The sequence below is a fragment of the Microbacterium sp. NPDC087665 genome (genome assembly GCF_044743285.1).
Classification (GTDB): domain Bacteria; phylum Actinomycetota; class Actinomycetes; order Actinomycetales; family Microbacteriaceae; genus Microbacterium.
On sequence record NZ_JBIUWD010000002.1, the window covers coordinates 585,100 to 604,743 of the forward strand.

General features: G+C 69.4%; 15 protein-coding genes. 5 read left to right on the forward strand and 10 right to left on the reverse strand.

The features are described 5' to 3' along the window. Positions 1–45: 45 nt before the first annotated feature. A complete protein-coding gene (purN, locus tag ACIOSY_RS06280; protein WP_400850672.1) occupies positions 46–633 on the reverse strand; it encodes a phosphoribosylglycinamide formyltransferase in 588 nt (195 codons plus the stop codon). 62 nt (positions 634–695) lie between these two features. After that, the gene (locus ACIOSY_RS06285) at positions 696–2,075 is read right to left on the reverse strand and encodes a DUF6350 family protein (protein ID WP_400850675.1); all 1,380 of its coding nucleotides are present in this window, start codon (positions 2,073–2,075) and stop codon (positions 696–698) included. A 93-nt stretch (positions 2,076–2,168) separates the two neighbouring features. Between ACIOSY_RS06285 and ACIOSY_RS06290 the strand changes: the two genes are divergently transcribed. Continuing rightward, positions 2,169–3,590, forward strand: coding sequence for an NCS2 family permease (locus ACIOSY_RS06290; RefSeq protein ID WP_400850678.1), 1,422 nt, complete (start codon positions 2,169–2,171; stop codon positions 3,588–3,590). Positions 3,591–3,663: 73 nt separating this feature from the next. Here the strand turns inward: ACIOSY_RS06290 and ACIOSY_RS06295 are convergent, their stop codons facing one another. From ACIOSY_RS06295 to sucC, 3 genes are all read right to left on the reverse strand, one after another. Further along, positions 3,664–4,080, reverse strand: coding sequence for a hypothetical protein (locus ACIOSY_RS06295; protein WP_400850681.1), 417 nt, complete (start codon positions 4,078–4,080; stop codon positions 3,664–3,666). A 139-nt stretch (positions 4,081–4,219) separates the two neighbouring features. Next, a complete protein-coding gene (sucD, locus tag ACIOSY_RS06300; protein ID WP_400850685.1) occupies positions 4,220–5,122 on the reverse strand; it encodes a succinate--CoA ligase subunit alpha in 903 nt (300 codons plus the stop codon). Between the two features lie 18 nt (positions 5,123–5,140). Further along, positions 5,141–6,307, reverse strand: coding sequence for an ADP-forming succinate--CoA ligase subunit beta (gene sucC / locus ACIOSY_RS06305; protein ID WP_400850688.1), 1,167 nt, complete (start codon positions 6,305–6,307; stop codon positions 5,141–5,143). Between the two features lie 146 nt (positions 6,308–6,453). On the opposite strand from sucC, the gene ACIOSY_RS06310 reads away from it, so the two are divergent. Beyond that, complete coding sequence (locus tag ACIOSY_RS06310; protein WP_400850691.1) at positions 6,454–7,125, forward strand: TetR family transcriptional regulator; 672 nt, start codon at positions 6,454–6,456, stop codon at positions 7,123–7,125. A gap of 72 nt (positions 7,126–7,197) precedes the next feature. Continuing rightward, positions 7,198–8,433 carry an acyl-CoA dehydrogenase family protein gene (locus ACIOSY_RS06315; protein WP_400850693.1) on the forward strand — a complete coding sequence of 412 codons (1,236 nt, stop codon included), beginning with the start codon at positions 7,198–7,200 and terminating at the stop codon, positions 8,431–8,433. A 24-nt stretch (positions 8,434–8,457) separates the two neighbouring features. Here ACIOSY_RS06315 and ACIOSY_RS06320 read toward each other — a convergent pair whose 3' ends face one another. Further along, positions 8,458–8,952: a hypothetical protein gene (locus tag ACIOSY_RS06320; protein WP_400850696.1), complete on the reverse strand. Its 495-nt coding sequence runs from the start codon at positions 8,950–8,952 to the stop codon at positions 8,458–8,460. Positions 8,953–9,035: 83 nt separating this feature from the next. Between ACIOSY_RS06320 and ACIOSY_RS06325 the strand changes: the two genes are divergently transcribed. Together ACIOSY_RS06325 and ACIOSY_RS06330 are read left to right on the forward strand one after the other, a co-directional pair. Then, a complete protein-coding gene (locus tag ACIOSY_RS06325) occupies positions 9,036–10,487 on the forward strand; it encodes a phytoene desaturase family protein (protein WP_400850699.1) in 1,452 nt (483 codons plus the stop codon). A 50-nt stretch (positions 10,488–10,537) separates the two neighbouring features. Then, positions 10,538–11,581, forward strand: coding sequence for an ATP-dependent DNA ligase (locus ACIOSY_RS06330; protein ID WP_400850702.1), 1,044 nt, complete (start codon positions 10,538–10,540; stop codon positions 11,579–11,581). A 1-nt stretch (position 11,582) separates the two neighbouring features. Here ACIOSY_RS06330 and ligD read toward each other — a convergent pair whose 3' ends face one another. From ligD to ACIOSY_RS06350, 4 genes are all read right to left on the reverse strand, one after another. Further along, complete coding sequence (gene ligD, locus ACIOSY_RS06335) at positions 11,583–12,638, reverse strand: non-homologous end-joining DNA ligase (RefSeq protein WP_400850705.1); 1,056 nt, start codon at positions 12,636–12,638, stop codon at positions 11,583–11,585. A gap of 74 nt (positions 12,639–12,712) precedes the next feature. Further along, positions 12,713–13,867, reverse strand: a complete 1,155-nt coding sequence (locus ACIOSY_RS06340; RefSeq protein ID WP_400850708.1) for an SseB family protein — start codon at positions 13,865–13,867, stop codon at positions 12,713–12,715. A gap of 41 nt (positions 13,868–13,908) precedes the next feature. After that, the gene (locus ACIOSY_RS06345; RefSeq protein WP_400850711.1) at positions 13,909–16,353 is read right to left on the reverse strand and encodes an ATP-dependent helicase; all 2,445 of its coding nucleotides are present in this window, start codon (positions 16,351–16,353) and stop codon (positions 13,909–13,911) included. 105 nt (positions 16,354–16,458) lie between these two features. Beyond that, the gene (locus ACIOSY_RS06350; protein WP_400850714.1) at positions 16,459–19,563 is read right to left on the reverse strand and encodes a lamin tail domain-containing protein; all 3,105 of its coding nucleotides are present in this window, start codon (positions 19,561–19,563) and stop codon (positions 16,459–16,461) included. Between the last annotated feature and the right edge of the window lie 81 nt (positions 19,564–19,644).

The window sequence follows — 19,644 nt, forward strand, 5'->3', positions numbered from 1 at the left end:
TCGTGCGTGCGTGAGGTGTCGTTCGTGGGAGAGGAAGAGAAAAGGTCAGGATGCCGGGTCGAGCGTCAGCTCGCCCGTGGCGATCCGGCGGACGACGTCGATCAGCAGACGTCGCTCGACGGGCTTGATGCGCTCGTGCAGGGTGTGCTCGGTGTCGCCCTCGACGATCGCGATGCGTTCCTGGGCGAGGATCGGGCCCGTGTCGACACCGTCGTCGACGACGATGACGCTCGCGCCGGTCTGCGATGCTCCCGACGCGAGGGCGTCGCGGACGCCGTGAGCGCCGGGGAACTCGGGCAGATACGCCGGGTGGGTGTTCACGAGTCGCGGCGAGTAGGCCGCGACGAGAGACGCGGGCAGCAGACGCATGAGGCCGCTGAGCACGACGAGATCCGGGTTCCAGACCGCGAGTTGCCGGCCAAGCTCTTCGCCCCAGGCCTCACGGCTCTCGTGCTCGTGCCACGGAACGGTGAAGCTCGGAATACCGAACTCCTCGGCATGGGCGAGGCCATCGGCTTCGCGGTCGGCGCCGACGACGATGACCCGCGCGGGGAAATCCGGATGGCGGGCGGCCTCGAGGAGGGCCCGAAGATTCGAGCCGGTGCCCGAGATGAGAACGGCGACCGTGAGCACGCGCCCAGTCTACCGGGGCGCGCACCGGCCTCTCACCGGGGGCGTCCGAGGGCGGATGCCGGTCAGTCGGGACGGTCGTCCACATCGCGCGGAGGGATCACGAACCCGGTCGCGTCATCGAGCGGCGCGGTCTCGGCGAACGCCGGGATCCCGTCGCTCTGCGCGGGCGCCACGACATCGAGACCGGAGTCGGATGCCGTCATCTCGGCGACCCATCGATCGGTGCGCTCCTCGGCGAGCTCGTCGCGGTTGCGCGGCGACAGCAGCAGGATCGCCGCTCCCAGCAGCACCTCACCACCCAGGGCGAGTGCGAAGGGACCGACGGCCGGCCCCACCTCGGTGAGGCGCCCCGGTCCGATCGATCCGCTCGCGAGCAACGCCGCGACAGCCGCGATGCCGGCCGTGAGCGCACCGATGCCGACGGCGATCGCCGCCCGGGGAACCATACCGAGAGGAGTGCCCTCCCACACCAGGCGCGAGCGCACGACCCACCCCGCCACCGCTCCTGCGGCGATCGGCAGCAGCACGACGATCAGCATCCAGATCGAGCCGTTCTCCGGTAGCAGGCCGAAGACGGGGATGCCGGGCACCACGCCCAGCTGCGTGCCGGCCGGGGAGACGGCGGTGCCGACGCCGACCGCGAACCCGGGGCCCGCGAGCCACGAGGCGGCCCAGACGATCAACGTGGGCAGGTAGACCAGCTGGCCGAGGGTGATCACGACCGCCCCGAGGGCGTCGACCCGCGCGGCCTGGAAGAGCGCGACCACCTCGCCGCCGCGCAGCAGCGTCATGAGGGCGAGGCCCGCGGCCGACACCGCGACCACAGCGACGAGCGCGAACGCCGTGCCGCGCACGATCGCCGCCGGCACCGGAGCCCAGTCGCCCCAGGCATCCATCCGGTCGTGCAATCGGTCGAGCAGGCCGCCGTCACCGTCGTCCCACGCCGCGCGCACAGCGCCGCACAATGCGCCGACGAGGTACACGGCGGCGGGCAGCACGATGGCGAGGACGAGCGACGTGTGCGCGGCCTCCAGCCGCGCCGTCAGCGCGACTCCGGCGGCGATCAGCGCGAAGGCGAGGGTTCCGGAGAGCATTCCGGTGAGCCAGGCGCCGGCGTTCGCCGCTCGTGCGCCCGAACGCGCGGCGAACAGCAGGGTGAAGACGAGGAAGGCGAGCGGGGCGACCGACACCGTGAAGATCGAGGCCTCGGCGGGGACGCCGACCGCGACCAGAACCTCCTGCGCGATGGTGACGTCGATCGGCACGCCGTGCCCGAACGCCCAGAGCGTGCCGGTGAGCGGCCAGAGCGCACCCCAGTCGGCCGTGGCGCCGAAGGCGAGCGTCCACAGGAGGGTCAACGGCGCCAGGATCACCACGAGTCCGACGGCCGCCGCGATGGCGGCGTCGAACGCGGCGAGGAGCGCGACGAGAAGGCGTTGCATAGCGATTCGAGACTACGACGAGAACCCGTGTGTCCCCCGGTGGGCGCGCGCGGTGCGGGAGAGACGATATCGTCTCATCCGGAGGTTCACCCGATGACAACTGCCCCGTCCCCTGCCCCCGCGACCACCGAGCCGAAGAACGCGGTCGATCGCTTCTTCGAGATCAGCAAGCGCGGATCCACTTTCGGCACCGAGATCCGAGGCGGCCTGGTGACCTTCGTCACCATGGCGTACATCGTGATCCTCAACCCGATCATCCTCGCCACACCCGACGTCGACGGCAATGTGCTGTCCGGATCCGCCGTCGCGGCGGCCACCGCGCTCACCGCCGGTGTGATGACCATCCTGTTCGGCGTGATCACGCGTCTGCCCTTCGCGTTCGCCGCGGGCCTCGGCATCAACGCGTTCATCGCGTTCTCCGTCGTCGGCTCGGTGACCTGGCCCGAGGCCATGGCGCTCGTGATGATCAACGGTGTGATCATCGTGCTGCTCGCCGCGACCGGCCTGCGCAAGATGATCTTCGACGCCGTGCCCGTGCAGCTCAAGCTCGCGATCACCGTCGGTATCGGCCTCTTCATCGCCTTCATCGGCTTCGTGAACGCCGGCTTCGTCACCGCGACGGGAAACCCCTCCCCTCCGGTCGACCTCGGCATCGGCGGCTCCGTCGCGTCTGTCCCGACCCTGCTCTTCGTGATCACCCTGCTGATCGGCGGCGTGCTGACCGCACTGCGTGTCAAGGGCGCGATCCTGATCGCCCTCGTCGGCGGCACCGTGCTCGGCGCCATCGTCAACCTCATCTGGCCGTTCGGTCTCGACTTCGGCTTCACCGGGGCGATCGTGGGTCTGCCCGACCTCAGCCTCGTCGGTCAGGTCGACTTCGGCTTCGACCTGCAGAAGGTCAGCATCGTCGCCCTGGTGATGTTCGTCTTCACGCTGCTCTTCTCGAACTTCTTCGACGCCATGGGCACCATGACCGGTCTCGCGAAGGAGGCCGACCTCGCCGATGAGAAGGGCGACTTCCCGCGCATCAAGTCGGCACTGGTCGTCGAGGGCCTCGGCGCGATCGCCGGTGGTGGCACCTCGTCATCGTCGGCCACCGTGTTCGTCGAGTCGGGTGCCGGCATCGGTGAGGGTGCGCGCACCGGCTTCGCCACGCTGATCACCGGCGCGATGTTCCTCGTCGCGATGTTCTTCACCCCGCTGACCTCGCTCGTGCCCAGCGCGGTCGCCGCCGCGGCGCTCGTGCTCGTCGGTGCGATGATGCTCGCGCAGATCAAGAACATCGATCTGAGCGACTTCCGGGTGCTCCTGCCGGTGTTCCTCACCGCCACGGTCATGCCGATGACCTACTCGATCGCCAACGGCATCGGCGCGGGCTTCGTCAGCTGGATCGTCATCAACGCGTTCTCCGGCCGCGCCAAGACGATCCACCCGCTGCTGTGGGTCGTGGGCGCCGGGTTCCTCATCTTCTTCGCCCGCGGGCCGATCGAAGCACTGTTCGGCGTCGGTATCTGACACCGAGACGACAAAAGGGGGCGGATGCTGCGGCATCCGCCCCCTTTTCGTGCGCCAAGCCGGCCGACTCGCGTCAGCGCAGAGGTGCCAGGCCGAACGGCGGAGGCGCATCCGGCGCCAGCAGACGGCGGTAGGTGGCCACCCGGCTCTCCATGAAGATGCCCCCGATGATGAACGCCACCGGCGCGAGGAAGGGCATCGGCCCGTATCCGCCCGTCAGCGCCATCATCACGGCCATCCCGACCCACAATCCGGCCACAATCCAGATGCCTGTCGCCACCATGCGCCCTCGACGCAAGAGAGCCGTCGTGGTCTGGTGGGCGTCGATGGACGAGCCGCGTGCCACCAGGGCGTCGGACCAGGCGAGCCCGGTCCACCACCGCAGGAGCCGCGGTCTCTGCGAGATCGCATACCATCCGGGCGCGGGATTCGTCGCGGGGATCATCGTTCCGGGCTTCTCGTCGCGCTCACGCCCAGAACCATACATCACGCGTCCCGAAAAGCCGTCCGGGCATGAAAGAAGGCCCCAGGGTGGAGCCCGGGGCCTTCATTCCAATGATAACTCAGTACTTCGTCTCGTCGCTGCGCTCCTCGCTCAGCAACCGGACGACGGCACGGGCTCTACCGATTCAGAGCGATTCGACGATCGCACGCATCAGGTCGGCGGCCTCGGACGGCGTCTTGCCGACCTTGACTCCGGCGGCCTCGAGGGCCTCCTTCTTGGCCTGAGCGGTACCGGCCGAGCCGGAGACGATCGCGCCGGCGTGACCCATGGTCTTGCCCTCGGGAGCCGTGAAGCCCGCGACGTAGCCGACGACCGGCTTGGTGACGTGCGCCTTGATGTACTCGGCCGCGCGCTCTTCGGCGTCGCCGCCGATCTCACCGATCATGACGATCGCCTTGGTCTCGGGGTCGGCCTCGAATGCGGCGAGCGCATCGATGTGCGTGGTGCCGATGACCGGGTCGCCGCCGATGCCGATGGCGGTCGAGAAGCCCAGGTCGCGCAGCTCGAACATCATCTGGTAGGTCAGGGTGCCGGACTTCGACACGAGGCCGATCGGTCCCTTGCCGGTGATGTTGGCCGGGGTGATGCCGACGAGCGCCTCGCCGGGGGTGATGATGCCGGGGCAGTTCGGTCCGATGATGCGGGTCGTGTTGCCCTTGCTCTGCGCGTAGGCCCAGGCCTCGGCAGAGTCGCCGACGGGAACGCCCTCGGTGATGACGACGAGCAGCGGGATCTCGGCGTCGATGGCCTCGATCATCGCGTCCTTCGTGAAGGCGCCGGGAACGAAGGCGATCGACACGTCGGCGCCGGTCTCCTTCATCGCCTCGGCGACCGAGGCGAAGACGGGGAGCTCGACGGCGTTGCCGTCTTTGTCGGTGTGCGCGACCGTGGTGCCGGCCTTGCGGGCGTTGACGCCGCCCACGACCTGGGTGCCCGCCTTGAGCATGAGGGCGGTGTGCTTGGTGCCCTCGCCGCCGGTGATGCCCTGGACGATGACCTTGGAGTCCTTGTTGAGGTAGATCGACATTTCTCTAGTCCTTGTGTCTCAGGCGTTCGCGAGTTCGGCGGCCTTGTCGGCGCCCTCGTCCATGGTGCTGGCCAGCGTGACCAGCGGGTGCGCGTACTCGGCGAGGATCGCGCGACCCTCGTCGACGCGGTTGCCGTCGAGGCGCACGACGAGCGGCTTGGAAGCCGCGGCGCCGAGGGTCTCGAGAGCGCCCTTGATGCCGTTGGCGACGGCATCGCACGCCGTGATGCCACCGAAGACGTTGACGAAGACGCTCTTGACCTGCGGGTCACCGAGGATGACGTCGAGGCCGGCGGCCATGACCTCGGCCGAGGCCCCGCCACCGATGTCGAGGAAGTTCGCGGGCTTCACGTTGCCGTGGTTCTCGCCGGCGTAGGCGACGACATCGAGCGTCGACATGACGAGTCCTGCGCCGTTGCCGATGATGCCGACCGCTCCGTCGAGCTTGACGTAGTTGAGGCCGGAGGCCTTGGCCTTGGCCTCGAGCGGGTCTGCGGCGTCCTTGTCCTCGAGCGCTTCGTGCTCGGGGTGACGGATCTCGGAGGCGTTGTCGTCGAGCGTGACCTTGCCGTCGAGGGCGATGATGTCGCCCTCTTCGGTGAGCACCAGCGGGTTGACCTCGACCAGCGTGGCGTCTTCGCCCTTGTAGACGTCGAACAGCGTGACGAACACGTCGGAGACCTTCTCGATGAGGTCTTCGCGGAAGTTCGCGGCGCGGGCGATCTCGACGGCCTTCGCCTTGTCGATGCCCGTCAGCGGGTTGACCTCGACGCGTGCGAGCGCCTCAGGACGCTCGACGGCAAGCTCTTCGATCTCCATGCCGCCCTCGACGGAGCACAGCGAGAGGTAGGAGCGGTTGGCCCGGTCGAGTAGCACGGAGAAGTAGAACTCCTCGGCGATGCGTGCGCCCTGGGCGACCATGACGCGCTTGACGACGTGGCCCTTGATGTCGAGGCCGAGGATGGCCTTGGCCGCCTCGTACGCCTCTTCGGGGGTCTTCGCGACCTTGACGCCGCCGGCCTTGCCACGACCACCGGTCTTGACCTGAGCCTTGACGACGACGACTCCGCCGATCTTCTCCGCGGCTGCCTTCACCTCCTCAGGGGTGTCAGCGACGATGCCGGCGAGAACCGGCACTCCGTACTTCTCGAAAACGTCTCGTGCCTGGTACTCGTACAGATCCACTGTGGTTCCTTCACTGGGCTGCTGTCTGGTAATTCTCTCGATGTCGAGACATCGACCAGTCCCACAGCCTACTACCTCGGCCTGGGCGCACTCTGCCCGCACGGCCTCGCCTCCCGCGCACGGGAGCGGTGACCTAGCATCGGAGCATGACTGAATCCGCTCCCGCGGCCGCGAGCGCGACACGCGTCGTCGCCGCCGCCCTCGACCTGTTCGCCGAGCAGGGCTTCGATCAGACGTCGGTGGAGCAGATCGCCAAGGCCGCCGGCGTCTCCCGGTCGACGTTCTTCCGCCAGTTCGGCGGCAAGGACGACGTCGTCTTCGCCGATCACGAACTGCTGCTCGACGTGCTGCGCGAGCACTTCGCCGCCTCGGAAGACGACCCCTGGTCGACGGTCACCGACGGGGCGATGCTGGTCTACCGCCACTTCGCCGCGGAGCCCGAGGTCGCGCGTCGCCGCTACGAGCTGGTGCGGCAGATCCCGGCGCTCCGCGAGCGCGAGATCGTCGCCGTCTTCCGCTACGAGCGCCTGTTCGACGAGTACCTGCGCGCCTCGCTCCCCGACCTCGACCCGCTGGATGCGGTGAGCTTCGCCGCGGTCGTCACGGCCGTGCACAACCACGTGCTGCGTCAGATGCTGCGCGGCAAGCGGGTTCCGGCATCCGCTCTCCGGCAGGCTCTCGACGTGGCCATGCGTCGCTTCGGGGTGCTGGCCGATGCCGAGGCTGCGCCCTCGGCCGACGATGTCGTCGTCGCCGTGTTCCCGCGCTCGATGCCGCTGGCGGAGATCACCCGACGGGTGCGCGCCGAACTCGGCTGACCCGACTCCACGGCGGAGGTCGTGGAACTGAGTTTCGAGGCGTACGATACTTGGTGCCACGAAGGAGTTTCCATGAGCACCGCAGCCTCCCCCGTTCCCGGCGAGCGCGTCTCGTCGTACGACATCACGGGACGACAGGACAGCGACTACTACGCCGTCTTCGCCGACATCCCCGCCGACGACCGCGCGGCCTGGGAGAGAGCGCAGGCGTACGTCGACGAGGTGGCCCCCCAGATGGCGGATGCCTGGGACCGTGCCGAGTACCCCCTCGCTGCCGCCCGGCGCATGGGCAAGATGGATCTGGTCGTCGACGGCATCGAGCATCCCGATTTGACCCGGCTCTCGCCCCTGGCAGCCGGCCTGGTCAATATGGAGATCTCGCGCGGCGACGGCTCACTGGGAACGATCCTCGCCGTGCAGGGCGGACTGGCGCTCCGCACGCTCGCGCTGTTCGGTTCTGCCGCGCAGCAGGAGAAGTGGCTCGCGCCCCTCGCCGACGCCAGCGTGCTGGGCTCGTTCGCCCTGACCGAGCCCGACCACGGTTCCGACTCCGTGTCGCTCGAGACGGTGGCGCGCCGCGACGGCGACAGCTGGGTGATCCGCGGCGCCAAGAAGTGGATCGGCAACGGAGCATCCGGCGGCATCACGTTCGTCTGGGCACGCGTCGACGACGAGACCGCAGACGAGCACGGCGCGGTGCGCTGCTTCCTCGTCGAGCAGGATGCCGCCGGCTACACCGGCACCGTCATCACGGGAAAGGCCTCGCTGCGGGCGATCCACCAGGCCCACATCCGGTTCGACGACGTGCGCGTGCCCCTCGACGCCGTCCTCCCCGGTACGAAGAGCTTCAAAGACGCCTCCGTCGTGCTCTATGCGACCCGCTCCGGCGTCGCCTGGTCGGCGCTCGGCCACGCGACCGCCTGCTACGAGGCCGCCCTCGCCTACGCCACGCAGCGCGTGCAGTTCGGCAAACCGCTGGCCAAGTTCCAGATGGTGCAGGAGCGCCTCACGCACATGCTCGAAGACCTCACCGCGATGCAGCTGTACTGCCGTCGCATGGCCGATCTCGAGATGGCAGGGCAGCTGCGTCCGACGCAGGCGTCGCTCGCGAAGTTCCACAACACCCGCGCAGCACGACGCATCGCGTCGACGGCGCGCGACCTGCTCGGCGGCAACGGCATCCTGCTCGAGAACGGCGTGATGCAGCACCTCGCCGACATCGAGGCGATCCACACCTACGAAGGAACCGAAAGCGTTCAGGCGTTGCTGCTCGGCCGCGACATCACCGGGATGAGCGCCTTCGCCTGACCCCGGCGCACGCGGCCGCGCGGCTCAGTTGCAGCCGCACCCGCCCGCGGGCGTCTTCACCATGAAGCACACGTCGCAGACGCCGTAGTCGCGCTCGGTGACCGGCGTCGAGGCACGCGCCGCGCGCGGAGCCGCCGCAGCCCGCGGCGTCGTCGACCGTTTCGTCGCCGTGCGCGCCTGCGGCACGACCCCGTACTCGCTCGGGTGACTGACGTAGAAGTACGGCGTCCGCCCCTCGCTGGGCTGCAGGCGCAGCCGCGTCGAGCCGATCACGATCGCCTCGTCTTCGGTGAAGCCGTTCGTGTACGTGCGCCCGATGTGCAGGTTCGCGTTGTCTCCGCGCCGCAGGGCTTCGATGTATCGCCCGCGGTCGATCAGTGCGGTCACGCCCACCGCCTCGACGATCGCACCGATGAACTCGTGGTTCACCGGGTCGATCCTGTGCGCGCGCAGCGCTTCGGCGAGGTTTCGGTATGGACGGGACGTGCCGGTGGGCGTAGGGCCCTGAACTTCATTCATCTGTTCCAGCATCGCACGATCGGCGGCCCTTTCGGACCGCATCTGTTCGAGACCGTCCGCACAGCGCGTGCAAGACTGGCGAGATGGCACGGGCGACGATCATCGGCAGTGGACCCAACGGCCTGGCGAGCGCAGTCTCCCTCGCCAGGGCCGGCTACGAAGTGCGGGTGCTCGAAGCATCCGACACGATCGGCGGTGGCGTGCGCACGATCGAATCCACGCTGCCCGGGTTCCGCCACGATGTGTGCTCGGCCGTGCACCCCGCCGCCCTCGCCTCGCCCTTCTTCCAGGCCTTCGGCCTCGCCGAGCGCATCGACTGGATCCGCCCCGACATCTCGTACGCGCACCCGCTCGACGACGGACGGGCCGCCATCGCGTGGCGCGACATCGACCGCACGGCCAACGCCCTCGGCGCCGACCGCGACGCCTGGCTCGCCAGGGTGCGCCCCCTCAGCCGCCATATCGACGGCGTGGTCGACTTCACCGGTCACCAGATCCCGCGCATCCCCCACGAACCGATCACCGCTGCCCGTTATGCGCTGCGGATGCTCGATCAGGGAACGCCGTTGGCTGCGCGGGCCTTCCGCACCGAAGAGGCCGCCGCACTGCTCACGGGGGTGCTCGCCCACGCCAACACGCCCCTCCCCTCGCTCGCCGGTGCCGCCGCGGGACTGCTGCTCGCCGCACTCGGCCACGCACAGGGGTGGATGTATCCGCGCGGAGGCGCGCAGCGCATCGCCGATGCGCTCGTCGCCGACCTCGAGGCCCACGGCGGCACGGTCGAGACGAACGCACACGTGACCGATCTGCGCACTCTCGACTGGGGCGATCCCCGCCAGGGCGACCTGCTGATCCTGAACACCTCGCCGCGGCTCGCACTCACCCACCCCGATGTGCCGGCGGGCTACGCCAGGGCGATCACGGCCTACCGGTACGGGCCGGCAGCGGCGAAGGTCGACTTCGCCCTCGACGGGCCGGTGCCCTGGGCGAACGCCGACGTCGCCCAGTCGCCGACGGTGCACGTCGGCGGCACTCGAGCCCAGGTCTGGGCCAGCGAGAACGCGGTCGCGCAGGGACGCGTGAGCGATCGCCCCTACGTGCTCACCGTGCAGCCCTCGATCTTCGACGACACGCGCGCGCCCGAAGGCAAGGCGGTGCTCTGGACATACATCCACGTACCTCTCGGCTCCGACCTCGACGCCACCGAACTCATCACTCAACAGGTCGAACGCTTCGCGCCCGGCTTCCGCGACCGCATCCTGGCCCACCATGCGGTGCCCGCGTCGTCACGCGAAGCGGTCAACCCGGCCGAGATCGGCGGCGACGTGCTCGGAGGGGCCTTCGACATGCTCCAGGCCCTGCGCCGCCCGACGCTGTCGCCCGCGCCGTGGCGCACGCCGATGCGCGGCGTCTACCTGGCCTCGGCCGCGACCCCTCCCGGCCCGGGCGTGAACGGGATGGCGGGCTGGCTCGCCGCCCGCACCGCCCTCTCCGACGCCGGACTCCCCCACGAGCTCGACGACCTGTTCGGCTGACCGCACACACGCCCCTTCCGCCCGTCGGATGCTGTCGCCAGGATGGACTCATGCGCTACGAGATCCCCGCGCCCATGCTCGCCAAAGCCGCTGGGTCCGTTCCGGACCCGGCGAAGACGCCGGGCGGGCTGCTCTACGAACCCAAGTGGGACGGCTTCCGCGGACTCGTCGCCTGGGACGGCGACACCGTCGAGATCGGCTCACGGGGCGCGAAGCCGCTCACCCGCTACTTCCCCGAGCTCGTCAAGGCGATCCCGCGCCTGTTGCCGGGACCCTGCCTGCTCGACGGCGAGATCGTCGTCGCGACGGGCGCCGCAGGCGCGCAGAGACTCGACTGGGAGGCGCTGAGTCAGCGCATCCACCCCGCGGCATCGCGCGTCGCACGGCTCGCCACCGAGACCCCGGCGATGTTCGTCGCCTTCGACCTGCTCGCCGAGGGCGACGACGATCTGCTGTCGAGCCCGTTCGCCGATCGACGCGCCCACCTCGAGGCGCTGATGGCCGGGGTGGAGCATCCGCTGCACATCACCCGCACCACCCGCGATCGCGAGGCCGCGGTGCGCTGGCTCGCCGAGTTCGAGGGCGCGGGCCTCGACGGGGTCGTCGCCAAGCCCCTCGACCAGCCCTACGCACCCGGCAAGCGCACGCTGATCAAGGTCAAGCACGCCCGCACCGCGGATGTCGTGGCTCTCGGCTACCGCATCCACAAGTCGGGCTCGGGCGTCGGGTCGCTGCTCGTGGGCCTCTACGACGCGGATGGATCGCTTCGCCAGGTCGGCGGCGTCGCCGCATGGAGCGATGCGCGTCGCCAGGAACTCGTCGAGGAACTCGCGCCGCTGGTGGAACGCGATGACGCCGGCGCCGCTGTGACCGGCGCCGGGGAAAGGTCGCGGTTCAGTGGGTCGAAAGACGTGTCGTTCGTGCGCCTGCGTCCCGAACGCGTGCTCGAGGTGCGGTACGACCAGCTCGAGGGGGCACGCTTCCGGCACACCGTGCAGTTCGAGCGGTGGCGCCCCGACCGCGAGGCGCGCTCGTGCACCTACGACCAGCTCGACACCGTCGCCGGGTACGACCTCGGCGACGTGCTGGGCTGAGTCAGTCGTCGCCCGCGGGAGAGCCGTCGGCATCCCAGTGCGCGGCGACCTTCTTGCTCGGCTGCACGCGCGGCGGCTCACCGGGCATCTTCGGGAACTCCGGCGGGAACGACAACTCGCCGAGGCCATCGGCGACGTCGCGCTCCCACCACTCGAGCAAGGTGTCGATGCGCCCCGGCGCCGACTGCTTCTCGGCCCAGGGGTCACCGATCTCCGCGAGACGCTGCGGCACGCTGCGCACCGTGAATCGCGTGGGATCGAGACCGTCGAGCTCGTCCCAGGCGACCGGCGTCGACACGGTCGCTCCCGGCAGCGCCCGGGGGCTGTACGCGCCCGCCATCGTGCGATCGCGGTTGGCCTGATTGAAATCGATGAAGATGCGCTCCCCGCGCTCTTCCTTCCACCAGCTCATCGTGACCTGCTCGGGCATCCGCCGCTCCAGCTCCCGACCGGCCGCGATCACCGCATGCCGCACGTCGAGGAACTCGTGCGTCGGCTCGATCGGCGCGAACACGTGCAGACCGCGGTTACCGCTCGTCTTCGCGAAGGCGTCGAGTCCGGCTTCGCGCAACACCTCACGCAGCCCGTGCGCGGCGACGACGGCATCCGCGAAGTCCGTTCCCGGCTGCGGATCGAGATCGATGCGCAGCTCGACGGGGTTGTCGGAGTCGGTCGCGAGCGACGCCCACGGGTGGAACACGATCGTGTTCATCTGCACGGCCCAGACGATCGCCGAAGGGCGGTTCAAAACGATCTGCGGATGCTGTCGCCCACTGTTGTACGTCACGGTGACCGCATCCACGTAGTCGGGTGTGCCCTTCGGGGGATTCTTCGAGAAGAAGCCGTCGCTGCCGATGCCATCGCGGAATCGCTCGAGCGACACCGGACGGTTGCCGTTGGCAGCCAAAAAGGGCTCGGCGACGAGCTGCGTGTACTCGGCGAGCTCGGCCTTCGTGATGCCGAGCTCGGGCCAGACCACCCTGTTCGGGCTCGAGAGCACGACCTCGCGCTCCCCCTCGGGATCGGCGACGGTCAGGGTCACGCGTTCTGAAGCCATGCACCGACCCTAGGGCGCGGGCAGCGCGCACGGAAGACCGTGCTGCGCCTGCTGCGCCGAGGTCAGGCCTCGGGTCAGCCCTCGGGCGCGGCCTCGGCCGTGGTGTCGGCCGCAGTGGCGAGTTCGACCACCGGGGCGAGGGCGTCGCGCTCGACGATCATCGTCGGCCCGGCCGGGTCGACGACGACGCCCGCCATCTCGGGGTGACCCGCGAGAACCTTCGCCAGCTGCTCCGGCTCGAAGGGCAGGGGCCGGTCGCCCCGACCGAGCGCGATGACCTCGAGCGGGTGCGAGAACAGCTGCAGGAAACGCTTTCCGTCGGTGGTCTGCGCCTCGGCGATGCCGACCTGGCCATCGTCGTTGCCGCCGTTGACCGCGACCCACATGCGGGTGCGTGTCAGGGCCTCTCCGACCTTGCTGGCCGAATCCTGCTCGCGCGGAGCCGCGACGATCGCCTTGACGACCATCTCGGTGTCGGCCTGCTCGAGCGTCTTCTGCAGCAGCTCTGTCGGGAAGACCACGCGGTGCGGGGCCGAGGCGTTGTCGATGATGAGGCCGGCGAAGTCTCCCTGCACGACCTGTTGCATGACCGACGTCGAGGGCTGCGCCACGGCGGATGTCGCCGCCGGGTCGGCCTCGAGCTTGACGGAGTCGCGCACGGCGGCCGCCGAGCTGAACGCGAGCATGAACTGGCGCTCGTCGTCGCGCACCACCGCGACCGCGAGCGGCTTGCCCTCGCTGATCTGCGCACGGGCATCGCCGTTCACGCGGATGTAGAGGTGACCCTGCAGTGCCTGACGCATGACGCCGAGCAGCTCTTCGTTGGTCGCGCCCTTCTCGACCTGCTGGAGGGCTTCGCGCAGCAGCACGTTGTCCTTCATGCCGGGAACGGATTCGGTCTGCTCCGGAGGAAGACCGGGCGCGAACGGAAGTTTGGGACTGGTGATCTCGCGCGCCTCATTGGCGGGAGCAGCAGCCGCGGGCGGGGCCTGCACCGGCGCGGCAGGAGAGGGCTTCTCGTCGGCGTCGGGGAGCGTCACGGCGGGGCCGGCCTCGGCTCCCATTCCCCGGAACGCCTGCACCGAGATGCCGATCGACGGCGCCGCGACGGGCGGCTCGACGGTCTCGGTCGGCTGCGCCTGATCGGATGCCGCCGCCTCTACGGGTGCGTCGGAGGCGGGTGTGACGGCATCGTCACCGGACTTCTTGCGGCGGGAGAACAGGGCCATATCTGTCAGCCTAACCCGCTGCGGCGCACGCCCGCTGCGCGCTAGATCTTCTCGATCGGTGCGACCTTGATGAGCAGCTTCTTCTGTCCCGAGGTGTCGAAGCGCACGTGCGCGATGCGCTTCGCGCCTTCTCCGGTCACCGCATCGACCCGACCCTCGCCGAAGTCGACGTGACGGATGCGGTCGCCGGCCTCGAGCTCGAGATCGCCGTTGTCGCGCACCTTGGCGGTGACACGGTTGGGGAACCGATCCATCGCGGTCGACAGCGGCTTGAGCGAGTCGCGCCCGGCCAGCGGCTTGACGGCGAAGCGGTCGCCGGAACCCGATCCGCTCGAACCGAATCCGCCGGGACGGCGAGCGTTCAGGGCCCGTGACTGCATGCCGCCGCGGGAATTGACGTCGCCGGGCGACTGACGCCAGTCGATGAGCGAGGCGGGGATCTCCTGCAGGAAGCGGCTGGGCATCGCGACCGTGACTTCGCCGAACTGCGCCCGGGTCATCGCGAGCGAGAGGTGCAGTCGCTTACGCGCACGGGTGATGCCCACGTAGAACAGCCGGCGCTCCTCCTGCGGTCCGCCGGGCTCACCCGCCGAGATACGGTGCGGGATGAGGTCTTCCTCGACGCCGGTGACGAAGACGGCGTCGTATTCGAGCCCCTTCGCGGTGTGCATCGTCATGAGGGAGACCGACCCGGATTCGTCGTCGAGATCGTCGGCGTCGGCGACGAGGGCGACATCGGTGAGGAAGTCCACGATCGTGCCCTCGGGGTTGTTGCGCGCGAAGTCGCGGGCGACGGCGACGAACTCGTCGAGGTTCTCGACGCGCGCCTCGTCTTGCGGGTCGCGGCTCGCCCGCAGCGCATCGAGGTAGCCGCTCTTGGCCAGCAGCAGGCTCAGACCGTCGGCGACGGTGGTCGGGGCGGGGAGCTCGCCGGTCGCCGGGAGCATGATGGCCGTCGCCTCGGCGAGCACGGCATCGAGATGCGCGATCGCCGCCTGGATCTTCGGGCCCACACCGAGCTGCGCCGGCATCGAGAGCGCGTCGCGGAAGCTGATGTCGTTCTCTTCGGCGAAGCGGGCGATCGATGTCTCGGTGACATCGCCGATGCCGCGGCGCGGCTTGTTGAGGATGCGCCGCACGGCCATCTCGTCGGCCGGGTTGGCGACGGCGACGAGGTACGCGAGGGCGTCTTTGATCTCGGCGCGCTCGTAGAACTTCGTGCCGCCCATGATCTTGTAGGGGACGGCCGAGCGGATGAAGATCTCCTCCAGCGCACGCGACTGCGAGTTGGTGCGATAGAACACGGCCATCTCGGAATACGCCATGCCCGCGCGGTGCAGCGCCTCGACCTCGTCGGCCACGAACTGCGCCTCGTCGTGCTGCGAGTACCCCGTGAAGCCGACGATCTTGTCGCCTTCGCCGCGGTCGCTCCAGAGCTTCTTCTCTTTGCGGTCGAAGTTGTTGCCGATGACCGCGTTGGCCGCCGACAGGATGTTCTGGGTCGAGCGGTAGTTCTGCTCGAGCAGCACGACGCGGGAACCCGGGAAGTCGCGCTCGAACTCGCTGATGTTGCGGATGTCGGCGCCGCGGAACGCGTAGATCGACTGGTCGGAGTCGCCGACCACGGTGAGTGATGCCCCCGGGAGCTCGGGGGTCGTGTCGGGTTCGAAGATCATCATGCCGTTCGAGGCATACGGGTCGGGGGCGTCGCCCGAGGCCGGCTTCGTGAGCTCGTGGATGAGCGCGTACTGCGCGTGGTTCGTGTCTTGGTACTCGTCGACGAGGATGTGACGAAACCGTCGGCGATAGGTGTCGGCGACCTGCGGGAAGGCGCGGAACAGGTAGACCGTCTGGCCGATGAGGTCGTCGAAGTCGAACGCGTTGGCCTTCTGCAGGCGGCGCTGGTAATCGCCGAAGATCTCGACGAACTTGCGCTCGGCCGGATCGGACATGTTGGCCTGGCGGGCGTAGGACTCGGCGTCGGCGAGCTCGTTCTTGAGCTTCGAGATGCGCGACTGCACGGATGCCGGGGTCAGGCCATAGGCGTCGGCCTCGTGCTCTTTCACCAGGCGCTTGATGAGCGCGCGCGAGTCGCCGGAGTCGTAGATGGTGAACGACTTGGTGAAGCCGAACTGATCGGCCTCGCGACGCAGGATGCGCACGCACGCCGAGTGGAAGGTGGAGATCCACATGCCGCGCGCCGCTTCGCCGACGAGGTCGGTGACCCGCTCGCGCATCTCACCGGCGGCCTTGTTGGTGAACGTGATCGCGAGGATCTGGCTCGGCCAGGCCTCTCGGCTGCGCAGCAGCGAGGCGATGCGCCGAGTGAGCACGCTCGTCTTGCCGGAACCTGCGCCCGCGACGATGAGCAGCGCAGGGCCGCGGTACGTCACGGCTTCGAGCTGCTGGGGGTTGAGGCCGGCGAGGAGGTCGTCCTGACCCTGCGGGCCGGCGGTTCCGGGAACGATGAGGGGAGCTTCGGTCATGGCCTTATGAGTCTAGGCCGCGCCACCGACACCGCCGACGGGCGGGCACGCGGGAGGGGACTGCGGAGGTGACCTCCGCAGTCCCCTCGTCGGGCGTCGCCGTGGTCAGACGCGCGCCTTCCGTCGCCGGCCGATGACGCCCCCAACCAGGAGAAGGATCAGCGCGAGCGCGATCGCCGCAGCGGGAAGCTCCGACCCGGTGGCGGCGAGGCTGCCGTCGGCCGCTCCCCCACCCGCCGCCGTGATCCGGAGGTCGCCCCATCCGAGCAGTTCTCCGTCGGCGGCGAACACGGCGATGCGGTGGGCACCGGCATCCGCAGCGGCCGGGATCGTGACGGAGATGCGCGCCGACGAATCCAGCGCCCCTGTCGCGAGACGAACGGGCTCGGAGTACAGCCACACGGTGACCTCGGTGCCGGCGTGAGACGCATCGAGCGAAACCGTGACCCGCTCGCCCGGAGCCGCCGCGGCGGGATTGATCGTGACCCCGTTGCGGTTGCCGTCGACGAGCGCGGTGCCGGGAAGCGGCGGCGTGCCGACGCCCGGGGTCTCGGTCTCGGCACCGGGAAGGGTGCCGACACGCAGCGACTGCGAGGCGAATCCGTCGGCGAACCACCATACCGGACGCTGTCCGTCGACCGACAGTGAAGCCGGAGCGGTGGCGAAGCCCTCGTTGTTGATGTCAGGCATCTCGGCAGGGCGGTCGTGGTGGGAGAGCCCCGGCTGCGCGGTCCCGTTGAGCGTGATCTCGGCCGAACGCCCACCGCATCCGTCGTCGCATACCGCCCACAGCACGCCGCGCACGCTGTCGTAGTCCAGTGCCATCACGCCGGTGAGGCCGGGGGCGATCTCCGACACCAGGGTCGCTCCTCCCCCTGCGGCGAGCGCGAACGCGTAGACATGGCCGGTGTCCTCGACCGCGACGAAGAACAGCCCGTCGCCGTGTCCCGCATAGAGGTCGGGGTCGTAGGCGGCACCGGTGTTGTCGTCGAACAGTGCGCCGTCGAGCGCCGAGTCCGGCACCCACTGCACGGCCTCCATGCCGAGGTTCGCTCCGACGGCGGGGAGCAGTGCGGTGAGGTCCCACTCCTGCTGCGCGATGAGGTCGCCGGAGGCGGAGTCGGGGTCGACTTTGAGCACGATGTTCTGGTTCACGCCCTTGGCGCTGTTGTCGCGCTCCGAGGCCACGTAGACGAAGCCCTCACCGTCGACGGTGATGCCCTCGGTGTCGGGACCGGCGGCGCCCGGGTCTCCGGCATCCTTCTGGAAGCGCACGCGCTTGCCGTCGGTCCAGCCGTCGATCTGGGTCACCGAACCGTCGGCGTGCGCCGCGAGCTTCCAGATGCGCCCGTCACCGTTGTCCACGGCCCACAGGAACGCGCCGTCGGCGGTCTCCTGCACGTCGAGACCCGAGCTGTCCTCGAGGAACGTCGGCGCCTGGTCGAGCACGCGCACCTCGGCCGAACCGGGCCACGGCGTGGTGGCGATCTCTCCCGCGCACACGTTCGGCTGGCCCTTGGTCGATTCGGCGGTGACGGCGAAGGCGCCGGTCGTGTCGGGGCAGCGACCCCACGTCATGGCGGCGTGGCCCGCACCCCAGGAGGTCTCATCGATGAGGAGGTCGCCCTCGAACAGGCGCACCGCATCGCCGTCGCCGAGTCCGAAGCCGAGAGCATCCCGCTCGATCACGAGGTAGCCGCCCGCGGCGATCGTCGTGCCGGCGGGGATCGTGTAGGTGTGGGTGTCATCGTCGTCCTTCACGACGATTCCCGCGACGTCGAGCGCACTCGACGTCGGGTTCACCAGCTCGATCCAGTCGTCGGGGGACCCGCCGTCGGACTCGACCTCGTTGATGCGCACAGGGTTGCCGCAGGCGTTGCGCAGGCCCTTGGTCGACACGGCGATGTCGGCGAAGTCTCCGGTGCCGTCGGCGCAGCGCGCCAGCACACCGTCGGCGTGCGCCGCGTAGGCGTGCTCGGCGACCGTGTTGCCTGTCGCGTCACGGATGGTCACGACGTCTCCGTTGCCGAGTCCGAAGACGAAGTTCGCGGGCTGGTCGAAGACGAAGTACCCGCCCGGCTGCAGCATCGTGCCGACCGGCAGCGGGGTGGTCTCGTTCGCATGCCCGATCGGGTCGTTGTCCATCACGGTCCAACCGGACACGTCAACGGCGGTCGCGCCGGTGTTGAGCACCTCGACCCAGTCGGTGGTGTCGGCGTTGGACTCGATCTCGTTGATGACGACCGACGGCAGCACGCAGGAGTTGGTCTCGCCGGGTGTCGCGTACGCGAGGACGAAGTCGCCCACGCCGTCGGGGCAGCGCGCGAGAGTGGCCGCCGCGGCATCGCCGTCGATCGCCGCGTGACCGTTCCACGGCTTCGTGTCGTCGACCAGGGTGCCGTTCGTGTCGAAGAGCCTGATCCGGTCGGCGCTGCCGATGCCGATAGGGTCTCGGAACGCCGTCTCGGCCCCGTCGACCAGGCCGATCGATCCTTCGTCGATGACCAGGTATTCACCGGGCGCGATGCTCGTGCCCGGGAGGAACCTCCAGCGGTGGTCGTCGGAATTGTCGCGGATCTCGTATCCCGAGATGTCGAAGGCGACGGTGCCGGGGTTGTAGAACTCGACCCAGTCCGCCGGCTGCGAGTCGACCTCGTTGATCACGATGGAGCCGTCGACCGGAGCCACCGAGCAGTCGTTCGCCGCTCCCGGAGTGGCGGCAGTGGCGTGTGCCCACTCCCCCGTGCCGTCGGGGCAGCGCGCCCAGACCGAGAGGGGCGCGGTGTTGGCATAGGCGTAGGAGTCGACGACCGCGCCGTCGGGCGCATAGAGCACGACCTCGTCGCCCTTTCCCAGCCCGAAGTCGAAGTCGACGTCCTTCACGAGCACCACGAACTCGCCGGGGGCCAGGTTCGTGCCGGCGGGCGCCTGGCCGAAGACATCCCGCTTCTCATCCGAGATCTTCCAGCCGTCGAGCGCGACCGTCTCGGAGCCTGCGTTGTAGATCTCGACCTGGTCGACCAGGCCGGTCTGCGCGTCGTTGTAGACGATCTCGTTCAGGACGAGGGAGGATGCCGCGGCGGCCTCCGGGAGCTCCGTGGAGCGGTGGTCGGGCGAGGCGCCGAGGGCGGCAGCGGGGGCGGCGAGCAGGGCGGCCGCGCTGAGAGCGCAGACCACCGTGACCGAGACCCCGCGATGCAGGCGGGACATGGGACTCCTGATCGGGTGTGCGGGCGGGTGCCCGACCAGACCATCGATGCCGGATGGACGCGCGGCAACCCCGCGCTGTAC

Coding starts and splice junctions, on each gene's coding strand:
- ligD (WP_400850705.1), bottom strand. CDS start 12,638: ATGGCTTCAGAACGCGTGACCCTGACCGTCGCCGATCCCGAGGGGGAG.
- ACIOSY_RS06340 (WP_400850708.1), bottom strand. CDS start 13,867: ATGGCCCTGTTCTCCCGCCGCAAGAAGTCCGGTGACGATGCCGTCACA.
- ACIOSY_RS06285 (WP_400850675.1), bottom strand. CDS start 2,075: ATGCAACGCCTTCTCGTCGCGCTCCTCGCCGCGTTCGACGCCGCCATC.
- ACIOSY_RS06330 (WP_400850702.1), top strand. CDS start 10,538: ATGCGCTACGAGATCCCCGCGCCCATGCTCGCCAAAGCCGCTGGGTCC.
- ACIOSY_RS06320 (WP_400850696.1), bottom strand. CDS start 8,952: ATGAATGAAGTTCAGGGCCCTACGCCCACCGGCACGTCCCGTCCATAC.
- ACIOSY_RS06325 (WP_400850699.1), top strand. CDS start 9,036: ATGGCACGGGCGACGATCATCGGCAGTGGACCCAACGGCCTGGCGAGC.
- ACIOSY_RS06290 (WP_400850678.1), top strand. CDS start 2,169: ATGACAACTGCCCCGTCCCCTGCCCCCGCGACCACCGAGCCGAAGAAC.
- ACIOSY_RS06350 (WP_400850714.1), bottom strand. CDS start 19,563: ATGTCCCGCCTGCATCGCGGGGTCTCGGTCACGGTGGTCTGCGCTCTC.
- ACIOSY_RS06310 (WP_400850691.1), top strand. CDS start 6,454: ATGACTGAATCCGCTCCCGCGGCCGCGAGCGCGACACGCGTCGTCGCC.
- sucD (WP_400850685.1), bottom strand. CDS start 5,122: ATGTCGATCTACCTCAACAAGGACTCCAAGGTCATCGTCCAGGGCATC.
- ACIOSY_RS06315 (WP_400850693.1), top strand. CDS start 7,198: ATGAGCACCGCAGCCTCCCCCGTTCCCGGCGAGCGCGTCTCGTCGTAC.
- ACIOSY_RS06345 (WP_400850711.1), bottom strand. CDS start 16,353: ATGACCGAAGCTCCCCTCATCGTTCCCGGAACCGCCGGCCCGCAGGGT.